Annotated in this window: 20 protein-coding genes and 1 tRNA gene; 6 read left to right on the top strand and 15 right to left on the bottom strand. The window is 68.8% G+C overall.

The window, feature by feature from the left end:
* Positions 1-147: 147 nt before the first annotated feature.
* From NBW76_RS06400 to NBW76_RS06360, 9 genes are all read right to left on the bottom strand, one after another.
* On the bottom strand, positions 148-1,071 hold the full coding sequence (locus NBW76_RS06400) for a hypothetical protein (RefSeq protein WP_156364715.1): 924 nt from the start codon (positions 1,069-1,071) through the stop codon (positions 148-150).
* Entirely contained in the window at positions 1,068-3,443 is a 2,376-nt protein-coding gene (locus NBW76_RS06395) for a hypothetical protein (protein WP_156364716.1), read from the bottom strand. The genes NBW76_RS06400 and NBW76_RS06395 overlap by 4 nt, the downstream gene beginning before the upstream one ends.
* Entirely contained in the window at positions 3,433-3,606 is a 174-nt protein-coding gene (locus NBW76_RS06390) for a hypothetical protein (protein WP_156364717.1), read from the bottom strand. The genes NBW76_RS06395 and NBW76_RS06390 overlap by 11 nt, the downstream gene beginning before the upstream one ends.
* A gap of 65 nt (positions 3,607-3,671) precedes the next feature.
* The gene (locus NBW76_RS06385) at positions 3,672-5,015 is read right to left on the bottom strand and encodes a DNA methyltransferase (protein ID WP_200932651.1); all 1,344 of its coding nucleotides are present in this window, start codon (positions 5,013-5,015) and stop codon (positions 3,672-3,674) included.
* Between the two features lie 513 nt (positions 5,016-5,528).
* Positions 5,529-5,601, bottom strand: a tRNA-Leu gene (locus NBW76_RS06380).
* A 27-nt stretch (positions 5,602-5,628) separates the two neighbouring features.
* Positions 5,629-8,004 carry an AAA family ATPase gene (locus NBW76_RS06375; protein ID WP_156364718.1) on the bottom strand — a complete coding sequence of 792 codons (2,376 nt, stop codon included), beginning with the start codon at positions 8,002-8,004 and terminating at the stop codon, positions 5,629-5,631.
* A gap of 38 nt (positions 8,005-8,042) precedes the next feature.
* Positions 8,043-8,474 (bottom strand): hypothetical protein, encoded by a 432-nt coding sequence (locus tag NBW76_RS06370; RefSeq protein WP_156364719.1) that lies wholly within the window; start codon positions 8,472-8,474, stop codon positions 8,043-8,045.
* Between the two features lie 101 nt (positions 8,475-8,575).
* Positions 8,576-9,442, bottom strand: coding sequence for an aldo/keto reductase (locus NBW76_RS06365; protein ID WP_056553345.1), 867 nt, complete (start codon positions 9,440-9,442; stop codon positions 8,576-8,578).
* A gap of 218 nt (positions 9,443-9,660) precedes the next feature.
* Positions 9,661-10,593: an NAD(P)-dependent oxidoreductase gene (locus NBW76_RS06360; RefSeq protein ID WP_250246822.1), complete on the bottom strand. Its 933-nt coding sequence runs from the start codon at positions 10,591-10,593 to the stop codon at positions 9,661-9,663.
* Between the two features lie 46 nt (positions 10,594-10,639).
* Here NBW76_RS06360 and NBW76_RS06355 point away from each other — a divergent pair, with 46 nt between their 5' ends.
* From NBW76_RS06355 to NBW76_RS06345, 3 genes are all read left to right on the top strand, one after another.
* A complete protein-coding gene (locus NBW76_RS06355; RefSeq protein ID WP_056553550.1) occupies positions 10,640-11,062 on the top strand; it encodes a YkvA family protein in 423 nt (140 codons plus the stop codon).
* A 1-nt stretch (position 11,063) separates the two neighbouring features.
* Positions 11,064-11,408 (top strand): TraR/DksA C4-type zinc finger protein, encoded by a 345-nt coding sequence (locus NBW76_RS06350; RefSeq protein WP_056553351.1) that lies wholly within the window; start codon positions 11,064-11,066, stop codon positions 11,406-11,408.
* A 91-nt stretch (positions 11,409-11,499) separates the two neighbouring features.
* Complete coding sequence (locus NBW76_RS06345; RefSeq protein ID WP_250246821.1) at positions 11,500-12,834, top strand: HNH endonuclease signature motif containing protein; 1,335 nt, start codon at positions 11,500-11,502, stop codon at positions 12,832-12,834.
* A gap of 92 nt (positions 12,835-12,926) precedes the next feature.
* Here the strand turns inward: NBW76_RS06345 and NBW76_RS06340 are convergent, their stop codons facing one another.
* Together NBW76_RS06340 and NBW76_RS06335 are read right to left on the bottom strand one after the other, a co-directional pair.
* Positions 12,927-13,847 carry a Ppx/GppA phosphatase family protein gene (locus NBW76_RS06340; protein ID WP_056553354.1) on the bottom strand — a complete coding sequence of 307 codons (921 nt, stop codon included), beginning with the start codon at positions 13,845-13,847 and terminating at the stop codon, positions 12,927-12,929.
* 72 nt (positions 13,848-13,919) lie between these two features.
* Entirely contained in the window at positions 13,920-15,278 is a 1,359-nt protein-coding gene (locus NBW76_RS06335) for a cation:dicarboxylate symporter family transporter (protein ID WP_056553357.1), read from the bottom strand.
* Positions 15,279-15,393: 115 nt separating this feature from the next.
* Here NBW76_RS06335 and NBW76_RS06330 point away from each other — a divergent pair, with 115 nt between their 5' ends.
* Both NBW76_RS06330 and NBW76_RS06325 read left to right on the top strand, forming a co-directional pair.
* Positions 15,394-17,001 carry a sensor histidine kinase gene (locus NBW76_RS06330; protein ID WP_056553360.1) on the top strand — a complete coding sequence of 536 codons (1,608 nt, stop codon included), beginning with the start codon at positions 15,394-15,396 and terminating at the stop codon, positions 16,999-17,001.
* The gene (locus tag NBW76_RS06325; protein ID WP_056553363.1) at positions 16,998-17,666 is read left to right on the top strand and encodes a response regulator; all 669 of its coding nucleotides are present in this window, start codon (positions 16,998-17,000) and stop codon (positions 17,664-17,666) included. Before NBW76_RS06330 ends, NBW76_RS06325 begins: the two co-directional genes overlap by 4 nt.
* Positions 17,667-17,669: 3 nt before the next feature.
* Here the strand turns inward: NBW76_RS06325 and NBW76_RS06320 are convergent, their stop codons facing one another.
* Complete coding sequence (locus tag NBW76_RS06320; RefSeq protein WP_056553366.1) at positions 17,670-18,038, bottom strand: VOC family protein; 369 nt, start codon at positions 18,036-18,038, stop codon at positions 17,670-17,672.
* A 66-nt stretch (positions 18,039-18,104) separates the two neighbouring features.
* On the opposite strand from NBW76_RS06320, the gene NBW76_RS06315 reads away from it, so the two are divergent.
* Positions 18,105-18,584 (top strand): MarR family winged helix-turn-helix transcriptional regulator, encoded by a 480-nt coding sequence (locus NBW76_RS06315; protein ID WP_056553369.1) that lies wholly within the window; start codon positions 18,105-18,107, stop codon positions 18,582-18,584.
* Here NBW76_RS06315 and NBW76_RS06310 read toward each other — a convergent pair.
* From NBW76_RS06310 to eno, 3 genes are all read right to left on the bottom strand, one after another.
* On the bottom strand, positions 18,536-19,042 hold the full coding sequence (locus NBW76_RS06310) for a DUF501 domain-containing protein (RefSeq protein WP_056553372.1): 507 nt from the start codon (positions 19,040-19,042) through the stop codon (positions 18,536-18,538). The two genes, NBW76_RS06315 and NBW76_RS06310, sit on opposite strands and share 49 nt — an antisense overlap.
* Positions 19,035-19,469, bottom strand: coding sequence for a septum formation initiator family protein (locus NBW76_RS06305; RefSeq protein WP_156364720.1), 435 nt, complete (start codon positions 19,467-19,469; stop codon positions 19,035-19,037). Before NBW76_RS06305 ends, NBW76_RS06310 begins: the two co-directional genes overlap by 8 nt.
* Before the next feature lie 183 nt (positions 19,470-19,652).
* Positions 19,653-20,930 carry a phosphopyruvate hydratase gene (gene eno / locus NBW76_RS06300; protein ID WP_056553378.1) on the bottom strand — a complete coding sequence of 426 codons (1,278 nt, stop codon included), beginning with the start codon at positions 20,928-20,930 and terminating at the stop codon, positions 19,653-19,655.
* Between the last annotated feature and the right edge of the window lie 21 nt (positions 20,931-20,951).

Here is a 20,951-nt window from a genome sequence, read left to right as displayed (position 1 = left end):
CACCACACCGCTTCGCACCCGCATGGAGAAGGGGGATGTCCTCGTCAAGATGCTCGTGAAGGCAGGGGACAAGTAGAGATCCCCCTCGACGATCCTTCTGATGGTCGGCGATGAGCTGAGTCAGGAAGTCGATACCTGGAGGCCGCATCAGGACGTCGCCCCAGGACCGATCAGCCTTTCTGCGATCCGCCGGGTTGCCGTCGGATCCTCATGCATCTGACCCATTGAGGCGAGCACTCCCCTGTTGCGTCGATAGGCGTCGATGAAGCTGGTTACAGCGACGTGAAGTCGCGGTCCTGCCGGATCGAGCTTGTCCAGACGCTTGGCGATTTGATCGAGAAGGTGCTTGTCCCTCCCGGTGCGGACAAAGATCTTGGCGCCCCGTTCACCCTTCTCGCGTGCCACGTCACGGCCAAGCAGCCGGGACACTTGGCTGAACGCCCAGTGACCCCGAATACCGCCATAAGTATCCGGCTCTCGGCCACCAAGCAGCTCGCTGAATCCTGCGATCAAGGGCAACACTGTCTCACCCAGTTCCCGGTCGACCTGGGCATCACTCGACAGAAGAAGTGCGCGATCCGCTCCGATTGACCCATTGATCAACAGAAAGAGTGCTGCGCCGAGAACTGGCGCGCTAATCGTTGACTCAAACTGCTTCCGAAGCCAACGCGCGTGCCATTCGCTTCTGGCCGCGACCGCGGCATTCACCGCTCCAAGCTGGCGCTCAATGTCTAGACCTAAGAGCGCAACCTGCGCGTCAAGAAGTACATCAAGAAGGATCCGACCCTCCGGAGTGATCAGAGCCGACCCATCAACAATCATGAGGATGGTGCCCTCTAGCTCGAGGCTTTGTTCATCAGCATGCGGTAGTTCGTAGACCCGGGCTTTGATTGACTTGGGGCTAACCCCAGATCCGAAAACTCCAGCCATCGCCTCCAGATCCCCGGTGAGGTCGCCCGGGGGGCGTCCCATGAGAGCTGACCAGTTCTTAGTCAGGCTATTGATCAGCCGGTGCCGTGCAGCCAAATCGTTCGGGATGCGAACACCGAACAGATTCTGTTCGTCGATCACTGCAGTACCTCTGTGAAGTAGCCGTGCTCATCGATCGCCTCGACCCGTCTTGAGTATGTGACGCGAAGTTCGCCCGTGGTCTCGTCAATTGCGTCCGCGTAATCGACTTGAAGGGGGAGAACCACGACTATCTGATCGGTGAGTTCCTTCAATTCGTCACTAGATAGCAGATCCGCCAGCGGTCGACGTCGATCGGCCGAGATGAACGCACCAAACTCGTCGAGGAAGACTAGACGGTTGTCGGCCGGCTGATCAGCCACCTGCTGCAAGCGAGCGCGCATGAATCCCAATGCTTGCTCACCGGAAGAGAATGCAGACATTGGCCGCGTCCTGGTTTCGCCCGACTTCGTAGTCCAGGTAATTGTTGACGAGTCTTCGTCGAGGTGCACGCGCGTGACCGTACCTCCGTCGAACAGCGCCTCAGCAATGGGACGGGCGGACAACTCTGCCAACGCTCCCGCTTCGACTACGGCTCGAACTGCACCACCCATCCGCGACGCTGGCATCTTCGGCGCATTGCCAACTGCGATCGCCTGAAGGCCAACAACATCCGCGGCAAGACGATCGAATGCGTCTTTTGTGTCTGCAACGTGGTCAGACAGTTTCTGCCACGTCTCATCCGGCCACTCCTGGTCTCCGCTCAAACTCGACTGAGGCGCCAGTTCTGACGCCAATGCGTGGATAAAGGAACCGGAGAACGCCGCAGATCCGCTACGGAGGAGACTCTCCCTAGCCAGTCTGCGGCGGATTCCATTCGCTGTCAGGCGGTCGATTTCATTCACGACGAACGCCTCTCGGCGTTGAAGTTCAAGAAGCTTACCCAGAGCTTCGGAGAGCGCCTCAGGTAGTCGATTCAACTCAACGCCATGTTTGGAGAGTAGGTCGGCGATCATCAACTCGACGTCTGTCACGTCGTCGCCACCAAGTACCGACCGACTCAGCGCACCGATCTGTGAGTTGAGCGTCCGGACTTCGAGGGTTGCCGCATCGAGTGCGTCGCGAGCCTGACTGGCGTTCTCTCGAAGTTCGTCATGGCTCGTTGCATCGGGTTCGAACTTCTCCAGCTCTTTCAGCACCTTCTGCCGCTCCGCTGCCAGGGTAAGGCGGCGCTCGAACAAGCTCCTAACCTCGCCAAGTTCCACGACAGTTCTACTGGCTTCGGCTAGCTCAGCCTCCTCAGTCGGCTCGATGTCCGCGAGGTAGCCGAGGCCTTCACGCAGGTCGCCGACAGTGATGTCAAGATCCTCGACTCGGGCGAGGATCGTATCCGACAGTCCTTCTTCGACTGCGTCGTCAAGCACGACCCGAACGTCGTCAACGAGTCGATTCTCAGCGCCTGTTCGGTGACCGCGCGCGGCGGCCACGTGTAGCTCGTGTTGGCGTCCGGCGGCCTCCACACACGCGGCGTCAAGTGCCCTCCACTCGGCGTCATCCAATGTCTCTGCGTCGGCCGTAATGTCGATGCTCTCAATGCGGGCAGCAAGTTCCTCTTGGCGGGCGAGGAGCGCACCTTCCTCCTTCTGGACGATGCCGAGCCGGCGTTCGAGCTTCGCAGCTTCCTTCTGAGCTTTCGATCCCTTGTCGAGATCGCCAACCGCGGCGTTGTGGTTGCGCTCCGTCTCCACTAATCGACCGCGTGCCTCTTCTAGCTCGACTCGCAAGTCCGCCAGCCTCTGAGCGTGCTCGGCGGCATCTCCCGCCTCTACAAGAACCTGAAGCGAGTGAGCGCGCTGGAGATCGTCGGTGAGGGGCTTCGCCACCCCTAGTTCCTCAGCGACCTTCGCGCGTTCTGCTGCGAGATCGTGCAATGCAGCCCGTTCGGCCTCGATCTCATATGGAGAAGCAAACTGAAGGAGCTCCGCGACCTCTCCAAGCTCAGCACGCTGGTCATTCAGCTCATCAAGCATTTCAGCGACCTCTGCGAGCGCGGTTCCGAGACGGCCTTGCTGTTCGCTGAGCGTGTCGGCCAGTCGCTCGGTGCCAGACAAGTGGATAACGCTGAATATGTCGAAGAGTTTGGAGATGGGCGACGCCTGCCCATCTAGCTCAAGAGATCCGAGCCAGTCACCGATCACGTCGGCGGGCTTGGAGGGCCAGGAATCGGGAGTTAGCTGAACGCGAGCTGTCCGGTGGCTACCTACGAGGCCCTCGATATGGATCACTGTCGGTCCGATGAGGTCTCGAAGTGATTGCCAAGCCGCAGCATCGAATCGATACGGCTGCTGGCCGCCAAGAAGCACCAGAACGCGAATGAGCGCCGATTTGCCGATACCATTTTGGCCCTCTAGGCGGCAGGGGCGGTCCGCTGGGATGCGGTCGATGATCTTGAGACCGCCAGTAGCGGCGCTCACGACACTGACTTCAAGCGCCACGGGCGATACCCAGGATTGCGGCAGGGAGGTCGAACTCGGTCTCAATCAGTGCGGCCAGCAGGCTGGCCGATGCTACGCCGGAGTGCTCCGAATCATCGGACGCCTCGAGGTCGTGTCGCTGCAACTCAATGAGCAGCCGCAGTGCCTGCTCGCCGTTCTCCATGCCTTCAACCTACCGCGTCGCACTCGGCAGGAGACTTGTTCCTTCAGACACTGTGGGTTCACCCGTCAGCCCGGTTTCGTGAGGACGATCAGACGCTCCGTCAGAGGAACCTTGTGGCGGTCCGCATTCTGTCCCCAACGGTTTCCCCGCTCTCGAAGGCGGACATCGTCCATCATCGAGAAACCAACGATCTCCGCAAGCTCACCGATGATGCGCGGGGTGTCGATATAGACCCCGTAGGGGGCACTGTCGCCAATCAGCCAAAGGGCCGTGGCATCCTCTCGCAACTGTCGGTACAGATTTTCGAGGATGTCCCAGATCGAGAGAAAGTACGCAGGGGCGACCTGGTCGTACTCCTTCGACCGCTTCTCGCGCTTCAGTCTTGTTTCGACCATCCGATCGACGAGCGCGACTATTTCGCTGACCGGACCGACAGAGTCACTCGACCGCCCGCGCAGTTCCTTGAGCGCAGTCTCCTTTGCGCCCACTGAAGATTGTTGCGTGGTCGCCGTCAACATGTCCGCTCGAACTTCCCGGCACATGTCACCCCATGTCGAAACATCTCCCCAGAAGAAGAGCTCGAGCCGAGTGGCGTCCGCATAGTCAAAGTTATTGAGGTACGGCGGTGACGCGACGCACGCGACGCCTCGCTCAGTCATCTGGCTCCAGGCCGCAGGGTCGGAAGAATCTCCGACTATCACCTGGGCCGAAATCTTCTTCGATGGCGTAGGTGACCCAGCGGTGGCTTCGAGATCGTCGGCCATCAGGTTCGCGCGGGTCTCGAAACGGGCGACCGGATCCCTATGCCGAGGTTGCCGCGCAACGCCAGGGCGCTGATATGGCCATCCGACCTTGACGCTGGCAACGTCTCGCAAGGTCGCTAGAAGTGCCCACTTCGCGTAAAGCGCGGCCGGCTCGTCGATGCGCTGCTTGATCGGATCCCGCAGCGCAATTAGGGATGCCAACGTCTCCTGAGAGAAGCTTCGTCGAACGAGATCAGGCTCTGTGTCTCCGATGTTGGCGCCTGCCTTCGCCCTCGTGCCAGTCCCGCCGCGAACCTTGGTCGCCAACTCGCTAGCAAGGGCCCGGACCTGCTGACCCGTGGCCGTCGGCGCGAGCTTGAGGGTCGCAAGTTCCGCCACGGCGGGATGCGCTTCGATCCCCGCGAAGCTCAGGCCGCGGCTGCGCGCGGCCGTGCCTGTAACACCAGATCCAGCGAAGCAATCGATCACAGTGCCGTCAGTCAGATCCAACCGATCGAGGAGAAGTTCGACGTAATCGCTTGCGAACCCAGCAGGATAGCGGAACCAACGATCGAAGGCCTCACGACTGCTAGTTCCGTGACTTCGCCCTCGCCCAGATCCGGGTTCAGACGACCATGATGCGGTCCCAGCATGCAGCGATGACATGGCTTCATTCCACCACGGTGCGAGAAGATGCGCCACGGTGCATTCGCGAGACTCGATGCGTTCGCATCGGGAAGTCATCCAGATGTTCACCTGTTTGCGAATCCCGCTAGAGTGATGCTCGATCGATGGCCAGCGACCGTCTATCCAGCACGCTCGGCTTCGGCCTCAAGCCGCTCCACTCTCTCGGCAAGTTCGGCGATGAAGCCGTAGGCGCTCTCCAGTTCCCCGAGCAGCTCCCACCGCGACGCGCTATCGGAAACTCGAGGCCCGCCCCGCGGACACTGAACTCCTTCGCGTTCCTTGGCCGTCGCAGACACCTGCTCGCGAGCGCGTTCACTTAGAGAAGTCATGGCCCGATCGTCGCATCGATCATCGGCAGAGGTCGATCAGCGCGATGACCCTCGCGCGCCCATAGGTTCGCGTTCCTTCCGGCGCGGCGCGGACTCTGTGGGGCTTCACAGTCCACCACCGACGGCAATCCGTCCCTACCTCATTCCGCCGCAGATGATGTCGTGCTCCCGGTGGGGGTCGAACCCACACTGGGGCGGGTTTAAGCCGCCTGCCTCTGCCATTGGGCTACGGGAGCGCGGTGCCAGCCTAGGCGGGGGCCGCGTCAGTCGACGCCGACCCAGGCGAAGAACTCCTCGGCCGAGATCACCGGCTTGCCGTACTCGCGAGCCTTGCGGGCCTTGCCCGACTGGGTGCCGACCTCGGCGACGACGAGCAGGTCGCACTTCGTCTTCGTGACGTTGGTGGCGGGGACGAGGCCGGCGTCGCGGGCGAGGCGCTCCATCTCGTCGCGCTCGTACATCTGTCCCGACGGGGACGTGGCCGTGCCGGTGAAGCAGACGCGCGCTCCGGGCTGCAGCACGTCCGACACCGACGGGTTCGCCTCCGCGACCGACGCGACGAGGTCGTCGACGAACGACTCCCCCAGCAACGACTCGACGGTGCGGAGACGCTCGACCAGCGTGTCGGAGAGGCGTGACGCCTTCGTCGCGACGTTGGCCAGCCGCGCCACCACCGCGTCGGCCACCACGGCCGGAGGCGACGGGCCGTCGGCAGCGTCGGCGCCGTCGAGCAGGGCGGCGCTGATGCTCATGCTCGCCTCCACCAGCCCCGAGAGGGTGGGGAGCCGGTCGGTCGAGGGCGTCGCGAGGTCGGGGTCGCGGGTGAGCAGGTAGCTCGGGTCGGGCAGGCTCTCGGCCGGCTCGAAGGGCGTCGACGACGCGAGCGCGACGCCCGACTCCCGCAGCCGCAGGAACGCCTCGAGTGCCGCGTGGGCACGAGCAGCGGCACGGCCCGACGAGTCCGCGACGCGATCGGCGGACGACAGCGCGCCGTACGGCACCTCGACGCCGAACGGCATCGGAACCACGTGCTGCAGCCGCTTGAGCTCGAAGTCGACCTTGGCCAGCGCGTCGTCGACCCGCACCCCCACCGGCGTCACGCCCTCGAGCAGCGGGGCGAGCACCGCCCACGCCTCGGGCAGAGTGGGCGCGAGCAGCACGTCGTCGGCGGTGATGCCGAACCGGGCGCGCGCGTCGGCCAGGTCGCGCTCGGGGTTCACGAGCGTGCTCACCGCCGTACCGTCGTCGAACGCGACGGCCAGCTCGATGGGGCGCGGCCGGGAAAACGTCCCTTCGTCGCCGACGAAGCAGACCCCCAGGGCGGCGAACCGGTCGGGCGCGGTGCGGGCGACGGAGCCCGAGAGGAACCGCGTGACCCGACGGTCGGTGCGCAGGTGCCGCGGCTCGATCGGCTTGCTTAGCACCAGCCCGGCCATCGACGTCGCGCGACTGAGCGCCACGTACACCTGGCCCGTCGCGAACACGCCGCCCGTGAGGTCGACGACGAGCCGGTCGAGCGTCTGCCCCTGGCTCTTGTGGATCGTGATCGCCCACGCCAGTCGGCACGGCAGCTGCGTGTAGGTGCCCACCACCTCGCGGCTCAGCGAGCCGCCGTCGACCACCGGGCGCGTGACCTCCCACGTGTACGCGCCGACCGTGACGACGGACCCGTCGGCCAGCTCTACGTCCAGCTCGCGCTCACCGTCGACCATGGCCATGTCGACGATGCGTCCGAGCGACCCGTTGACCCACCGGTCGCTCGGGTCGTTGGTGAGCAGCATGATCTGCGCGTCGATTTTGAGGTGCAGGACCGCGTCGGTGGGCGGGTCGAAGCCGCCGACGTCGCCGCTCTCCCGGGCCACGTGCGCGACGACGTCACCGGGCAGGCGCTCCAGACGTTGCCGGTTGCGGGCCGTGACGATCGAGTTCGACGGCGCCAGCGTCAGCCACAGCTCGTCCTCGGGCGGCTCGAAGTCGGGGTCGACGCGGGTGTTCAGCTCCGCCCGCGCGGCCTCGAGGAGCACGCCCTCACGCACCGCGTTGAGCAGCGACGTCAGACGGTCGTCGCCGAGCTGCCGGAACACGGTGGTGAGCGCGACGGTCGGGAACGCGTCGCGCCTGAAGCAGTGTGCGGAGTAGAAGTACTCGGTCTCGTAGTGCGTGCGGAAGTACTCCGTCTCGCGATCGCCGACGATCGGTGGCAGCTGCAGCAGGTCGCCGACCAGCACGACCTGCACGCCACCGAACGGCTCGCCCTCGCGGGGACCGAAGCGTCGGAGCGCCGCCTCCACCATGTCGAGCACGTCGGCCCGCACCATCGACGCCTCGTCGACCACCAAGGTCTGCAGACCCCGGATGGCCTTCGTGAAGCGACCGGGCCGGTAGTCGCCGGAGCGCACGTCGTCCAGCGTCGTCGTCGGACGGAAGCCGAACAGCCGGTGGATCGTGTAGCCCTCGACGTTCAGCGCCGCGATGCCCGTGGGCGCCGCCACCACCACCCGACGCTCGGTGGTGGCGAGGAAGTGGCGCACCAGCGTCGACTTGCCCGTCCCCGCCTTGCCGGTGAGGAACAGGTGGCTGCCCGACTCGAGCAGCTCGAGCGCGCGCTCAATCTCCGGCGTGATGGTCAGGTCGGGCACGGGGTCAGGGTGTCATGGGCGCCGACAGGTCGACGGCGTCAGGCCTGGCCCCAGATCTTCGGACCCGCCTCGTGCGCGACCAGGTCGCCGAACACGACCTCCCGTGCATCTCCATCGCCCTCGAGGCGGTAGGGCAGGTGGACGACCAGGCACGCACCCTCGCTGTGCTCGAGCTCCACGCGGAGGGCGTCCGCACCGTCGAGCAGAACGTCGGCCACGAATGCGACGGCGCGCAGCTCGTCGGCGTTCGCCCCGGCGCCCGCGTAGAGCGCCCCGAGCACGGACGTCGAGTCCGGGTGGTCGCCCTCGTCCGGGTCGGCGCCCAGCAGACGCTGCTCCCCCGCCCGGTCCAGTGCCGCCCCGAACGGGTACAGCTCGCCGTAGCGCTGCAAGGTCTGCTCGGCGAATCCCACCGCCCCGTTGAGCAGCCCGTTCAGCTCGTCCTGCGCGTCGTCGCTCCCTGAGGTCATCCGGCCACCCTTGCACCCGGCCATGCATCCGACAACCGTCCAGACGCGAAGCGGCCCCCGACCTGCGTGAGGTCGAGGGCCGCGTCGGGCTGTGCTTCGGGTCAGGCGCTGAGGCCGGACTCGATCGTCTGGAGCTCGTCGTCGGTGAGCTCGAGGTCGGCGGCCTCGGCGGAGTTCTTCGCCGACTCCGGACGCGAGGCGCCGGGGATCGGGACGACGACGGGCGCCTGGGCGAGGTGCCAGGCGAGCGCGACCTGGTGGGGGCTCACGCCGCGGGCGTCGGCCACCTGCTGGAACGCGGAGTGGTCCGAGCCGAAGTCGCCGGCCTTCTTGATGCCGCCGAACGGGCTCCACGGCAGGAACGCGACGCCGATCTCGGCGCAGTGCTTCAGCTCGTCACGGCTCGACAGGAACGCCGGGCTGAACTGGTTCTGCACCGACGCGAGCTTGCCGCCGAGCACCTGGTTGGCCTCGTCGATCTGCGCGACCGTGGCGTTCGAGATGCCTGCGTGCTGGATGACGCCCTCGTCGAGAAGCTCCTTCAGCGCGCCCACGGACTCCGCGTACGGGACGTCCGGGTCGGGGCGGTGGAACTGGTAGAGGCCGATCGACTCGACGCCCAGCCGCTGCGCCGACGCCTTCGCCGCCTCCTTGAGGTACTCGGGGCGTCCGTTCTGCGTCCAGGAGCCGTCGCCGGGGCGCAGGTGGCCGCCCTTCGTCGCGACGAGCACGTCCTGGCCGCCCGAGTGGCTCTTGAGCGCCTCGGCGATGAGCGACTCGTTGTGGCCGACCTCGCCCGCGTCGCGGTGGTACGCGTCGGCGGTGTCGATGAAGTTCACGCCGGCGTCGAGCGAGGCGTGGATCGTGGCGATGGAGCGCTCGCGATCGGGCCGCCCTTCGATGGACATCGGCATGCCGCCGAGGCCGATCGCGCTGACGGTCACGGGTCCGATGGTGCGCTGCTGCACAGGTCCTCCTGAAGTGGGTGGGAAGTGGTCAAACCTTCAATTTCCACCGTACGTCGGGATCCCAGGGACGCCAGCCGAGTGACCGGCCGGTCGGTAGGGAGCCCGCGGAACCAGCGCCCCCGGCGGTAGACCATCCGCGGTATGACGGCCCTTATCCGCGACCCACCTACCGCTCGGCGTGATTCCGCGGCCTACCTACCTCTCACGGCCGAGGCGGGTCAGGAGACGTCCACCTGGTTCATGAGCGGCTCCCCCGCCACGAGCCGACGCACCTGCTCGCGCACGAGGGGCTCGATGCGCTCGAGGCGGGTGGCCACCGCACCGCCCACGTGGGGCGCGATGAAGACGCCGGGGGTGGTCCACAGCGGGTGGTCGTCGGGAAGAGGCTCGGGGTCCACGACGTCGAGCGCCAGCCGCACGTGGCCCGACGCGGCGTGCTGCACGAGGGCGTCGGTGTCGGCCACCTTGCCGCGCGCGACGTTCACCAGCAGCGCGCCGTCGCGCATGGCCGAGAGGAATGCGTCGTCGACGAGGTGGTGGGTGGAGTCGCCGTACGGCACGGCGACGATCACGACGTCCACGTCGGCCAGCAGGTCGTGCACCTCGTCGATGCCGTGCACGTGGCCACGCTCGTCGTCACGCGCACTCGACGCCACGCGCACCATCTCCACGCCGAAGCCGTCGAGCCGCGCCGCCACCTGCTCGCCGATGCCGCCGACGCCCAGCAGCATCACGCGCTTGCCGAGCAGACCGGGGCGCGCCTCGTCCTTGCTCCACCGTCCCTCGGAGCGGGTCGCGTTGCGCGCGAAGTCGTCGAGGCCGCGCAGCGACGCCAGCGTCATGGCCACCGCCAGCTCGGCCGTCGGCGCCTCGTGCACGTCGACCGCGTTGCACCAGGTGATGCCGTCGGGCACGTTTCCGATCGCGTCGTCGTAGCCGAGTGACTGCGCCTGCACCGCTTTCACCCGCTCGACGTCGAGCACCGACAGGTCGCCCGTGAGCTGGTACGGACGGACCGCGAGATCGAGCACGACGTCGGCGGGAGGCTTCCCCGCGAAGTCCCACACGTGCAGGGTGGCGGTGCCGTCGGACTCCAGGTCGGCGAAGAGGTCGCGGGTCGTCTCGTCGGGAAGGCTCAGCTGCAGCGTCATGCCTCCGATCATGCCCGCCGTCCGCCTCGCGCCCTACCGTGGGTTCATGAGCACCTGGGGCATCGTCGCGGCCGCCGTCGGAGGCCTCGTGCTGCTCTGGCTACTGCTCGTCGTCGCACTGTGGCTCGCCGCGCGCCGCGACTCCCGCGACGTCGACCTGCGCGACCTCGTCCGCCTCGTCCCCGACCTGGTGCGCCTGGTCCACCGCCTCGCCCGCGACCCCGCACTCCCCCGCGGCGTCCGCATCCGACTCGGCGCGCTGCTCGTCTACCTGGCCCTGCCCATCGACCTCGTGCCCGACGTCATCCCCGTGGTCGGGTACGCCGACGACGTCGTGGTCGTCGCGCTCGTCCTGCGGTCCGTCGTGCGGCACGCGGGGGCCGACGCCATCGAGCAGCACTGGCCCGGCAGCGACGCGGGGCTCGTCGCGGTGCTGCGCCTGGCCGGCGTCCGGCGCGAGGTGGCCTGACGTGGACCACCGCACCCGACTCGACGACGAGCGCCGGTCGCTCCTGCGCGCCATCGCCGTCCGCGACGCCGACGTGGCCGGCATCGTCGCCGCACGCGAGGGCTCCAACGTCGATGACGAGCACGACCCCGAGGGCTCCACCATCGCCTTCGAGCGAACCCAGGCCGACCACGCCGCCGCCAACGCCCGACGTCGGCTCGAAGCAGTGGAGGCGGCGCTGGGTCGGCTCGACGACGGCACCTACGGCGTGTGCGAGGTCTGCGGTGAGCCGATCGCGGAGGGGCGACTCGAAGCGCTTCCGGCCACGACGCGATGCGTGCGGTGCGCGTCGGGCCGGAAGTCCTAATCCAGATCAGACCTTGGTCACGTATTCGAACATGTGCTTGCTTCTTGTCGGATCTGCCCTCTAGAATGAGGGTAGATCAGCAGGAGGAACCATGAGCGTCGCCGCACTCGACACCCACCCGGTGCCGTCGTGCGTGCGTTCCGCGCGTGAGTCGTTCTCCGCGGTCCCCACGAGTGCGTGGGACGGACTGGAGACCGGCGAGGTCCGCCGTCTGGTCGGTGAGCTGTCCCGGTTGGAGTCCCAGGTCGCGGCCCACAAGATGGCCGCCGCACGCGTGCTCGAGAAGGCCCGCAAGGCCGCAGCCAACGGTGACGGACCGCGACCGGGGACAGGAACCTCGACGGGTGCGACCATCAGCTTCGACTTCGGCGGCGACCGCAGCGGTGCCGACGCGTTGGTGAACACCGCGCAGCGGATCGAGGAGCAGACCACCCTCACCGAGAACGCGCTCGCCTCCGGGGTGATCAGCAGCAAGCAGGCCGACCTCATCTCCCGCGCCCTGGCCAAGCTGCCCGACGACGTCACCGCCGAGCAGCGCGAACGCTGCGAAGAGACCCTCCTGACGGATGCGCAGAAGCTGACGCTCAAGGACCTGCGCCGTCGGGCCGCCCGGATCACCGAGACCTACCGCAAGACGACCGACGAGGTCGACGCCGACGAGGACGAGATCCTGCGCCGCCGCGAGGACGAAGCCCGCAAGAAGACCAGCTTCTCGATGTGGGACAACAACGACGGCACCGTCACCGGACGCTTCACCCTCCCCGAAGCACAGGGCGCCATGCTCAAGACCGCGCTCGACGCGCTCGCCGCGCCGCACCAGAAGGTCGGCACCGTCAACGCCGCCACCGGCGAGATGGACGAGATCGGCTTCGGGCAGACCTACCCCCAGCGCCTCGGACACGCCTTCGCCACCCTCGTCGAGCACCTCCCCGCCGACTCCCTGCCGTCCAACGGTGGTGTGAGTGCCGTCGTGACCGTGAACCTCGACCTCGACACCCTCGTCGGAGGTGTGAAGGCCGCCGGCCTCTCCGACGGAACCCGCATCAGTGCCGGTGAGGCGAGGCGACTGGCCTGCAGCGCCCAGATCGTCCCGATGGTCCTCAACGGCACCTCACTCCCGATCGACCTCGGCAGCGCGAACCGCTACTTCAACAGGTCGTCCCGACGAGCGATGGAGAAGAGAGACGGCGGCTGCACCGCACCCGGATGCGACCGCGACTCACGGTGGACCGAAGCCCACCACCTGAATCCCTACGCCATCTCCAAGACCACCGACATCAGAGACGGCGCCCTCCTCTGTTCGTTCCACCACCACCGAGTTCACGACCAACAGTGGTCAGGCCGGATCAATCCCGATGACGGCCACGTCGAGTGGAAGCTCCCCGGCTCAGACACCTGGCATCGCAACACCCGCTGGCGACCCTGAACCCCACCCACCACGGCCACCCCGACCACAGGTCGGGGCACTCGTGCTGCCCAGGTTCGGTCGCGGCCACCGAGGGGGCGGTGCGGGCGGGACTACAGCCCCGCGGCGCCCCAGGCGATGCCATCGAGGATGTCGTGCTCGCTCACGGTCACCGTGTCGGTGGCGAGGGGCACGGCGTCCAGCACCGCATCGAGGATCATGGCGCCGGCGCCGATCACGTCGGCACGGCCGGGATGCATGAACGGCAGGGCCCGGCGGTCAGCCACCGACATGCGCAGCAGCGAGAGGCAGGCGGTGCGCATGTCGTCGACCGAGATCCGTGCCCCGTGGATGGCCGACGAGTCGTACGACGGCAGCTCCAGCGCGTGCGCGGCCACGGTGGTGATGGTGCCCGCCACACCGACGAGGGTGCTCACGGGCTCCAGCGACGAGACCTGAGGGACGAGCAGCCCGTCGAGGTAGGCCTCGAGGGCCGTCACCTCGTCGATCGAGACCGGGTCGCTGGGCAGGAAGCGCTCGGTCAGCCGCACCGAGCCGACGTCGAAGGAGTGCGACCACTGCACGTCGCCGTCGGCGCCGACCACCAGCTCGGTGGAGCCGCCGCCGATGTCGAACACGAGCGCCGAGCCGGTCGTCGAGCGGGTGGCGCCCAGGAAGGAGGCGCGGGCCTCGTCCTCGCCGGTGAGGACCTCGGGGCGCACGCCGAGGATCGACTCCACGCCGTCGTTCAGCTCGTCGGCGTTCTCGGCGTCGCGTGCCGCCGACGTCGCGCAGAAGCGGATCCGCTGCGCACCCAGCACCGTGGCCAGCTCGCCGAACTCGCGGGTGACGGCGAGCGTGCGGTCGAGCGCGTCGGGGTGGAAGCGGCCGGTCTCGTCGACCCCCTGGCCGAGGCGGACGACCCGCATCTCGCGGACCACGTCGCGCTTCTCCTCGCCGCGCACGTCCGTGACGAGCAGGCGCAGGGAGTTCGTCCCACAGTCCATGGCGGCCACGCGGAGGGCATCCGGCATGCCCCGACCCTACCGATGCCGAAGGGCCCGGACGGTGCCCGGGCCCTTCGGCTCATCCCACCTGCTGCGAGGTCAGCGTGAGCTCTCGGCCAGCTCCTCGTCTCCGCGCGGGGTGTAGCCGTGGTCGTCGTCGACCATGCTCGTCTCGTCGAACGGGTCGTTGCCGGCCAGCACCTGGTCCAGCTTCTCGCGGTCGAGCGAGTTGGTCCACGTGCCCACCAGCACCGTCGCCACGGCGTTGCCGGCGAAGTTGGTGAGGGCGCGCGCCTCGGACATGAACCGGTCGATGCCGACGATGAGGCCGACGCCGTCGACCAGGTCGGGGCGGTGCGACTGCAGACCACCGGCGAGCGTGGCCAGGCCAGCTCCGGTCACGCCGGCCGCACCCTTGGAGGCGATCATCATGAACAGCAGCAGCGAGAGCTGCTCGCCGAAGCTCAGTGGGTCGCCCGTGGCCGACGCGACGAACAGCGTGGCCATGGTCAGGTAGATCGCGGTGCCGTCCAGGTTGAACGAGTACCCGGTGGGCACCACGACGCCGACCGTGGACTGGTGCACACCCGCGTGCTCCATCTTGGCGATGAGGCGCGGCAGGGCCGACTCCGACGACGACGTGGACACGATGAGCAGGAACTCACGGCCCAGGTACTTCAGCAGGCTGAAGATGTTGATGCCGGTGACGACCTTGAGCAGCAGGCCCAGGATGCCGAACACGAACAGGAAGCACGTGATGTAGAAGCCGATCATGAGGACGGCCAGGCTGCGCAGGGCGTCCATGCCGGTCTCGCCGACGACGGCGGCGATGGCACCGAAGGCGCCGATGGGCGCCAGCCACATGATCATGGCGAGCACGCGGAACACGAGCTTCTGCAGGTGACCCACACCCACCAGCACGGGCTCGCCGGCGCGACCCATGGCCTGCAGGGCGAAGCCGACGAGCAGCGCGACGAAGAGCGCCTGCAGCACGTCACCGGACGTGAGCGAGGAGACCATGGTGTCGGGGATCATGTGCAGGATGAACTCGGCCGTGGTCTGCTTCTCGCCGCCGGCGGACTCGGCGGCCTTCGCCGCGCCCTCCTCGGTCAGCTGCAGACCCTCGCCCGGGTGCAGGATGTTGCCGACGGCCAGGCCGATGGCCAGCGCGAACGTCGACATGGTGATGAAGTAGCCGAGCGCGAGCCCGCCGACCTTGCCCACCTGGGCGGCGCTGCGGACCGAGCCGACGCCGAGCACGATGGTGCAGAAGATGACCGGGCCGATCATCATCTTGATCAGCTTGACGAAGCCCTCGCCGAGCGGCTTGAGCTCCTTGGCGAAGTCGGGGGCGGCGAAGCCGACGGCGATGCCGGCGAGCACCGCGATGATGACGGCGATGTACAGGTAGTGGGTGCGGTCACGCTTGACGCGTGGCTGCGAGGTATCGGTGGCCATGGGGTTCCTCCTGGTGGGCTGACCTGCACACCGTGCCCTCCGACGTGACCCCGGTCACCGTTGCGTACATAGAGTTCGTGACCGCCATCACAGGAGGCTCCCGACTTCTGGGACGATGCCCCCTGTGTCCCGTCCCGCGTCCCGAGCCCCGTCCGTCGCTCGCCAGATCCTGCTGTGGCAGGTCGTGGTGGTGTGCGTGCTGGTGCTGGGCGGAGTGGCGCTGGCCTGGTTCGACGCCCGCGCGGACGCCACGTCGTCGGCCCGGCAGCGGGCGCTCGACCTCGCCGTCGCGGTGGCCGACACCCCCACCGTGCGCGACGCGGTGCGCACGTCGGACCCGACGACGGTGCTGCAGCCGTTCGCCGAGCAGGTGCGACGCGACAGCGGCACCGACTTCGTGGTGGTGATGTCGCGCGACGGGATCCGCTTCTCCCACCCCGACGTCGACGTGATCGGCGAGCGGTTCATCGGGTCCATCGAGGAGGCACAGGCCGGCCGGACCCACACCGAGGAGTACGTGGGCACGCTCGGTCCGTCGGTGCGGGCCGTGGTGCCGGTCTTCGCCGAGCCCGGCAGCCGCGACGTGGTGGCGCTCGTGTCGGTGGGCATCCGCACCGACAAGGTGCAGGACGAGGTCGTGGACGCCCTGCCGAGGATCCTGGGCGCGGCGGCACTGGCCGCGGTGGTGGGCATCGTCGGCGCCTGGCTGATCCACCGCCGGCTGCGACGTCAGACGCACGGGCTGGGCGAGCAGCAGATCACCCGGATGTACGAGTACTACGACGCGGTGCTGCGGGCGGTGCGCGAGGGCCTGGTGCTCGTGGACGCCGACGGTCGGGTGAGCCTGGTGAACCAGGAGGCCGAGCGCCTCCTCGACGTCGGGTCCGACCGCGTCCTGGGCGCCGACGTCGCGACCCTCGGGCTCGAGCCGTCGCTCACCGAGACCCTGCGGGCAGGACTGCCGCTCACCGACGAGGTGGTGGCGCTGGCCGACCGCGTGCTCATCGTGAACGCGGCGCCGGCGCAGTGGGAGGGCCGCGACGTGGGCACGGTGGTGACGATCCGCGACCGCACCGAGCTGCAGGGCGTGACGGCCGAGCTCGACACGGTGCGAAGCCTGGCCGACTCGCTGCGGGCGCAGAGCCACGAGATCGCGAACCGGCTGCACACGATGGTCTCGCTCGTGGAGATGGGCCGCAGCGAGGAGGCCGTGGAGTTCGCGACCCACGAGATGCAGCTGGCGCAGGGGCTGACCGACCACATGGTGGGGGCGGTGGAGGAGCCGGTGGTGGCGGCGCTGCTGCTGGGCAAGTCGGCGCAGGCGCACGAGCGAGGGGTCCGGCTCGACGTCGACCCGGCGTCGGTGGTCACGGGTCTGCCGGTGGGCGCGCACGACGCGGTGACGGTGCTGGGCAACCTGCTCGACAACGCCATCGACGCGGCGCAGGGCACGCCGGACGCGACCGTGGCGGTGCACCTGCACGCGAGCGAGCTGCACCTCGACGTGGTGGTGGAGGACTCCGGGCCGGGCATCCCTAGGGAGGCGCGGGAGCGCGTGTTCGAGCGAGGCTGGTCGACCAAGGTGGTGGAGCAGGCGCACGGGCGAGGGCTGGGGCTCGCGCTCGTGGGGCAGGTGGTGCGACGTCACGGCGGCACCGTGCGCGTGGGCACGGGTGCGCTGGGCGGAGCGCTCGTCGAGGTGGAGATCGGGGACGACGCGTGATCCGGACGCTGGTGGTCGAGGACGAGAAGGTGGCGGCGCAGGCGCACGCCCAGTACGTGCGGGAGGTGCCCGGCTTCGAGGTCGCAGCGGTCGCGATGTCGGCGCAGGAGGCCGCGCGGGTGCTGCGCGAGGAGGCGGTCGACCTGGTGCTGCTCGACATGCACCTGCCCGACGGGCACGGCCTCGAGCTGCTGCGTCGGCTCCGAGCGGCCGGGAGCCGGGTCGACGTCATCGCGGTCACGTCGGCGCGCGACGTGGAGATCGTGCGCGACGCGGTGGCCCAGGGCGTGGTCGGCTACCTGATCAAGCCGTTTGCATTCGGGGCGCTGCGCGAGCGGCTGACCGCGTACCGGACCTTCCACGAAGGGCTCCAGGGCGCCGACGACCTCGACCAGGGTGCGGTCGACCGGATGCTGGAGTCGCTCCGCCCGGTCACCCGCTCGGGGCTGCCGAAGGGGCTGGGCGTCGAGACGCTGCAGCAGGTGAAGGCGGTGCTCGCCGAGCACGGCGCCGCCTCGGCGGGCGAGCTGGCCGAGCACCTGGGGTCGTCGCGGGTCACGGCCCGGCGGTACCTGGAGCACCTCGCCGAGACCGGTGAGGTGGAGCGGGTCACCCGGCTGGGGCGGGCGGGGCGCCCTGAGGTGGAGTACCGACCGCGCGTCTAGCGCTCATCCGTGCACGGTCACCGCGTAGCCGTCGGGGTCGGCGAAGGTGAAGGTGCGGCCGAACGGTCCGTCGACGGGCTGCTGGAGGATCTCGACACCGTGGGCGACCAGGTCGTCGTGGACCGCCTGCGCGTCGTCGCTCGCGAGCCACAGCGCGACCCCGGCGCCGGGGCGGGGCGAGACGGCCGCGACGTCGAGGCCGGGCAGCGGCTCGCGGACGGCGAAGGCGACCGGGCTGGTCGCGAAGACGACGGCGCCGGGCGGCGCGACCGGGGCACGCGTGAGGCCGAGCCGCTCCTCGTAGAAGGCGGCGGACGCCTCCAGGTCGGTGACCTGCAGGGCGACGAAGTCGGGTCCGGCGACGGTGGCCATGGGCGTATCGATTCTCTCGGGTGGATGTCAGGTTCCTGACACTCGACTGTATGTCAGAATACTGACATGACGCAACCCGGCATCGACGTCACGCGGTCCGTCGGCCTCGCGCTGAAGCGCACCGTCGCGACCCTGCGCTCCGTCATGGACGACGTCCTGCGCCCCCTCGACCTCTCGGTGTCGCAGTACGCGTGCCTGGAGCAGCTGTCTCAGCGACCGGGCCTGTCGGCAGCGGCCCTGGCGCGCCACACGTTCGTCACCCGGCAGTCCGCGCACACGCTGCTCCAGGGCCTGGAGGAGCGAGGCCTGCTCGAGCGGTCGCCGGCGCCGCCGTCAGGCCGGGCACTCCCCCTGCAGCTCACGCCGGCGGGGGCTGACCTGCTGCGGTCGGCCAGCAGTGCCGTCGCGGCGGTGGAGGCGCAGATGGTCGCGGCCGTCGACGCCGGCAGGATCGACCAGCTGCTCGCCGACCTGGACGCCTTCGCGTCGGCCCTCGATCAGTCGGTGGCGTCGGGCGCGGGCGCGCAGGAGGAGCTGCCCCAGTAGTCGCCGAGCAGGTCGACGGCCTCGTCGCCCAGGGGGTTGACCCCGCGGCCCTTGGCCAGGGAGTGCCCGACGAGCACGTGCAGGCACTTGACGCGGGTGGGCATGCCACCGGCGGTGATGCCGTCGACCTCGGGCACGTGCGCGATGGCCTCGCGCTCGGCCAGGTACTGCTCGTGCGCCCTCGCGTAGTGGGCGGCGAGGTCGGCGTCGTGGACCAGGCGCTCGCTCATCTCGGCCATGAGGCCGGACGCCTCGAGCGTGCCGATGGCGCCGGCCAGGCGCGGGCACGTGACGTAGTAGAGCGTGGGGAACGGCGTGCCGTCGGGCAGCCGCGGCTCGGTGCGCACCACGTTGGGGTGGCCCGACGGGCAGCGCGAGACGATCTCGAGCACGCCGCGGGCCGGACGCCCCAGCTGCTCGGCCACCGCCGCCAGGTCGGTCGGGTCCGGCTCAGTCATCGTTCTTCAGCACCTCGTCGGGGTCGGGCAGGGGCGTCCTGGCCGACGGGGTGCGTCCCGACGCCTCGACGCTGCCCCACAACGTGTCGTACCACTGCTTCTGGGTGGGGTCGGGCGGGTCGTCGAGCGTGGGGACGTCGCCCTGCACCGTGCCGTCGGACCCGATGACGCGGTAGCCGACCTCGCCGGGCATGACCCAGCCGAAGCGCTCACGCGCCTGCTGGCGCACGTAGGCGGAGTCGTTCCAGCGGTCCTCGGTGTCGCCGAGGTCCTCGATGGACGCCTCACGCGTGGCGATCTCGGCCTTGAGCTGCTGGATCTCGCCGCGCTGCTGCCACCAGGCGTGCAGCGCCGACGTGTACGAGGCGAGCAGGAGCAGCAGCACCGCGAGCAGCAGCACGGCCCGGGTGGTGAAGCGCTGACCCATGCCGCGGGCCACCGACGCACCGCTGCGCGGACGGGCCGCGCCGGGCCGGGTGGCCGGGCGGCCGGCCCCTCGACCCGAGCTCGGGCGCGCCGACCCCGCGGCACCGGACGAGCGACCCGAGGGTCGCCGCGCCGGGCCGCCCTTCGGTTTCGGTCGTCCAGGACCGCGGGAGCCGGCCACGGGTCAGAGCGCGAGCCGCGGGAAGGCCGAGGCGCCGGCGTACACGGCCGCCGAGCCGAGGGTCTCCTCGATGCGCAGCAGCTGGTTGTACTTGGCCACGCGGTCGGAGCGGGCCGGGGCACCGGTCTTGATCTGGCCGCAGTTCGTGGCGACGGCGAGGTCGGCGATGGTGACGTCCTCGGTCTCGCCCGAGCGGTGGCTCATCATGTTGCTGAAGCCGTGGCGGTGGGCCAGCTCGACGGCGTCGAGGGTCTCGGTGAGCGAGCCGATCTGGTTGACCTTGACCAGCATCGCGTTGGCGGCGCCCTGCTCGAGGCCGCGGGTGAGCCGCTCGACGTTGGTGACGAACAGGTCGTCGCCGACGATCTGCACCTGGTGGCCGATGCTCTCGGTGAGCGCGATCCAGCCGTCCCAGTCCTCCTCGTCGAGCGGGTCCTCGATCGAGACGATCGGGTACGCGCCCACGAGCTCGGCGTAGTAGTCGGCCATCTCGGCCGAGCTCTTCTTCGCGCCCTCGAACGTGTAGGAGCCCTTCTCGAAGAACTCCGAGCTGGCGACGTCGAGCGCGAGGGCGATGTCGGTGCCGAGCTTCAGGCCGGTCGTGTCGACGGCCGTGGCGATGAGGTCGAGCGCGGCACGGTTGGACGACAGGCTGGGCGCGAAGCCACCCTCGTCGCCGAGGCCGGTGGACAGGCCGTCCTTCTTGAGGACGGACTTGAGCGCGTGGTAGACCTCGGTGCCCTGGCGCAGCGCCTCGGCGAAGGTGGGCGCGCCGATGGGCGCGATCATGAACTCCTGCACGTCGACGTTGGAGTCGGCGTGGGCGCCGCCGTTGAGGATGTTCATCATCGGCACGGGCAGCACGTGGGCGTTGGGTCCGCCGACGTAGCGGAACAGCGGCAGGCCGGCCGAGTCGGCGGCGGCCTTCGCGAGGGCGAGCGAGACGCCGAGGATGGCGTTGGCGCCCAGCTCGGCCTTGTTGGGGGTGCCGTCGAGCGCGATCATCGCGGCGTCGACCGCCCGCTGGTCGTCGGCGTCGAAGCCCACGATCTCGGCGGCGATCGTGGTGTTCACGGCCTCGACGGCCTTGCGGACGCCCTTGCCGAGGTAGCGGTCGCCACCGTCGCGCAGCTCCACGGCCTCGAACTGGCCGGTGGACGCACCGGACGGCACGGCCGCCCGACCGATCGTCCCGTCGTCGAGGGCGACCTCGACCTCGACGGTGGGGTTGCCGCGCGAGTCGAGGATCTCGCGCGCTCCGACGGCTTCGATGCTGGCCATGCTGCTCCTGCTGGTGAGGGG

Origin of the sequence: Aeromicrobium sp. Leaf245, assembly GCF_942548115.1 — a bacterium.
Classification (GTDB): Bacteria; Actinomycetota; Actinomycetes; order Propionibacteriales; family Nocardioidaceae; genus Aeromicrobium.
This window is presented reverse-complemented; position numbering and strand designations above follow the sequence as displayed.

Coding starts and splice junctions, on each gene's coding strand:
- NBW76_RS06305 (WP_156364720.1), bottom strand. CDS start 19,469: ATGGGTCAGCGCTTCACCACCCGGGCCGTGCTGCTGCTCGCGGTGCTG.
- eno (WP_056553378.1), bottom strand. CDS start 20,930: ATGGCCAGCATCGAAGCCGTCGGAGCGCGCGAGATCCTCGACTCGCGC.
- NBW76_RS06355 (WP_056553550.1), top strand. CDS start 10,640: ATGAGCACCTGGGGCATCGTCGCGGCCGCCGTCGGAGGCCTCGTGCTG.
- NBW76_RS06385 (WP_200932651.1), bottom strand. CDS start 5,015: ATGTCATCGCTGCATGCTGGGACCGCATCATGGTCGTCTGAACCCGGA.
- NBW76_RS06320 (WP_056553366.1), bottom strand. CDS start 18,038: ATGGCCACCGTCGCCGGACCCGACTTCGTCGCCCTGCAGGTCACCGAC.
- NBW76_RS06360 (WP_250246822.1), bottom strand. CDS start 10,593: ATGACGCTGCAGCTGAGCCTTCCCGACGAGACGACCCGCGACCTCTTC.
- NBW76_RS06310 (WP_056553372.1), bottom strand. CDS start 19,042: ATGACTGAGCCGGACCCGACCGACCTGGCGGCGGTGGCCGAGCAGCTG.
- NBW76_RS06340 (WP_056553354.1), bottom strand. CDS start 13,847: ATGCCGGATGCCCTCCGCGTGGCCGCCATGGACTGTGGGACGAACTCC.
- NBW76_RS06315 (WP_056553369.1), top strand. CDS start 18,105: ATGACGCAACCCGGCATCGACGTCACGCGGTCCGTCGGCCTCGCGCTG.
- NBW76_RS06370 (WP_156364719.1), bottom strand. CDS start 8,474: ATGACCTCAGGGAGCGACGACGCGCAGGACGAGCTGAACGGGCTGCTC.
- NBW76_RS06330 (WP_056553360.1), top strand. CDS start 15,394: ATGCCCCCTGTGTCCCGTCCCGCGTCCCGAGCCCCGTCCGTCGCTCGC.
- NBW76_RS06390 (WP_156364717.1), bottom strand. CDS start 3,606: ATGGAGAACGGCGAGCAGGCACTGCGGCTGCTCATTGAGTTGCAGCGA.
- NBW76_RS06345 (WP_250246821.1), top strand. CDS start 11,500: ATGAGCGTCGCCGCACTCGACACCCACCCGGTGCCGTCGTGCGTGCGT.
- NBW76_RS06335 (WP_056553357.1), bottom strand. CDS start 15,278: ATGGCCACCGATACCTCGCAGCCACGCGTCAAGCGTGACCGCACCCAC.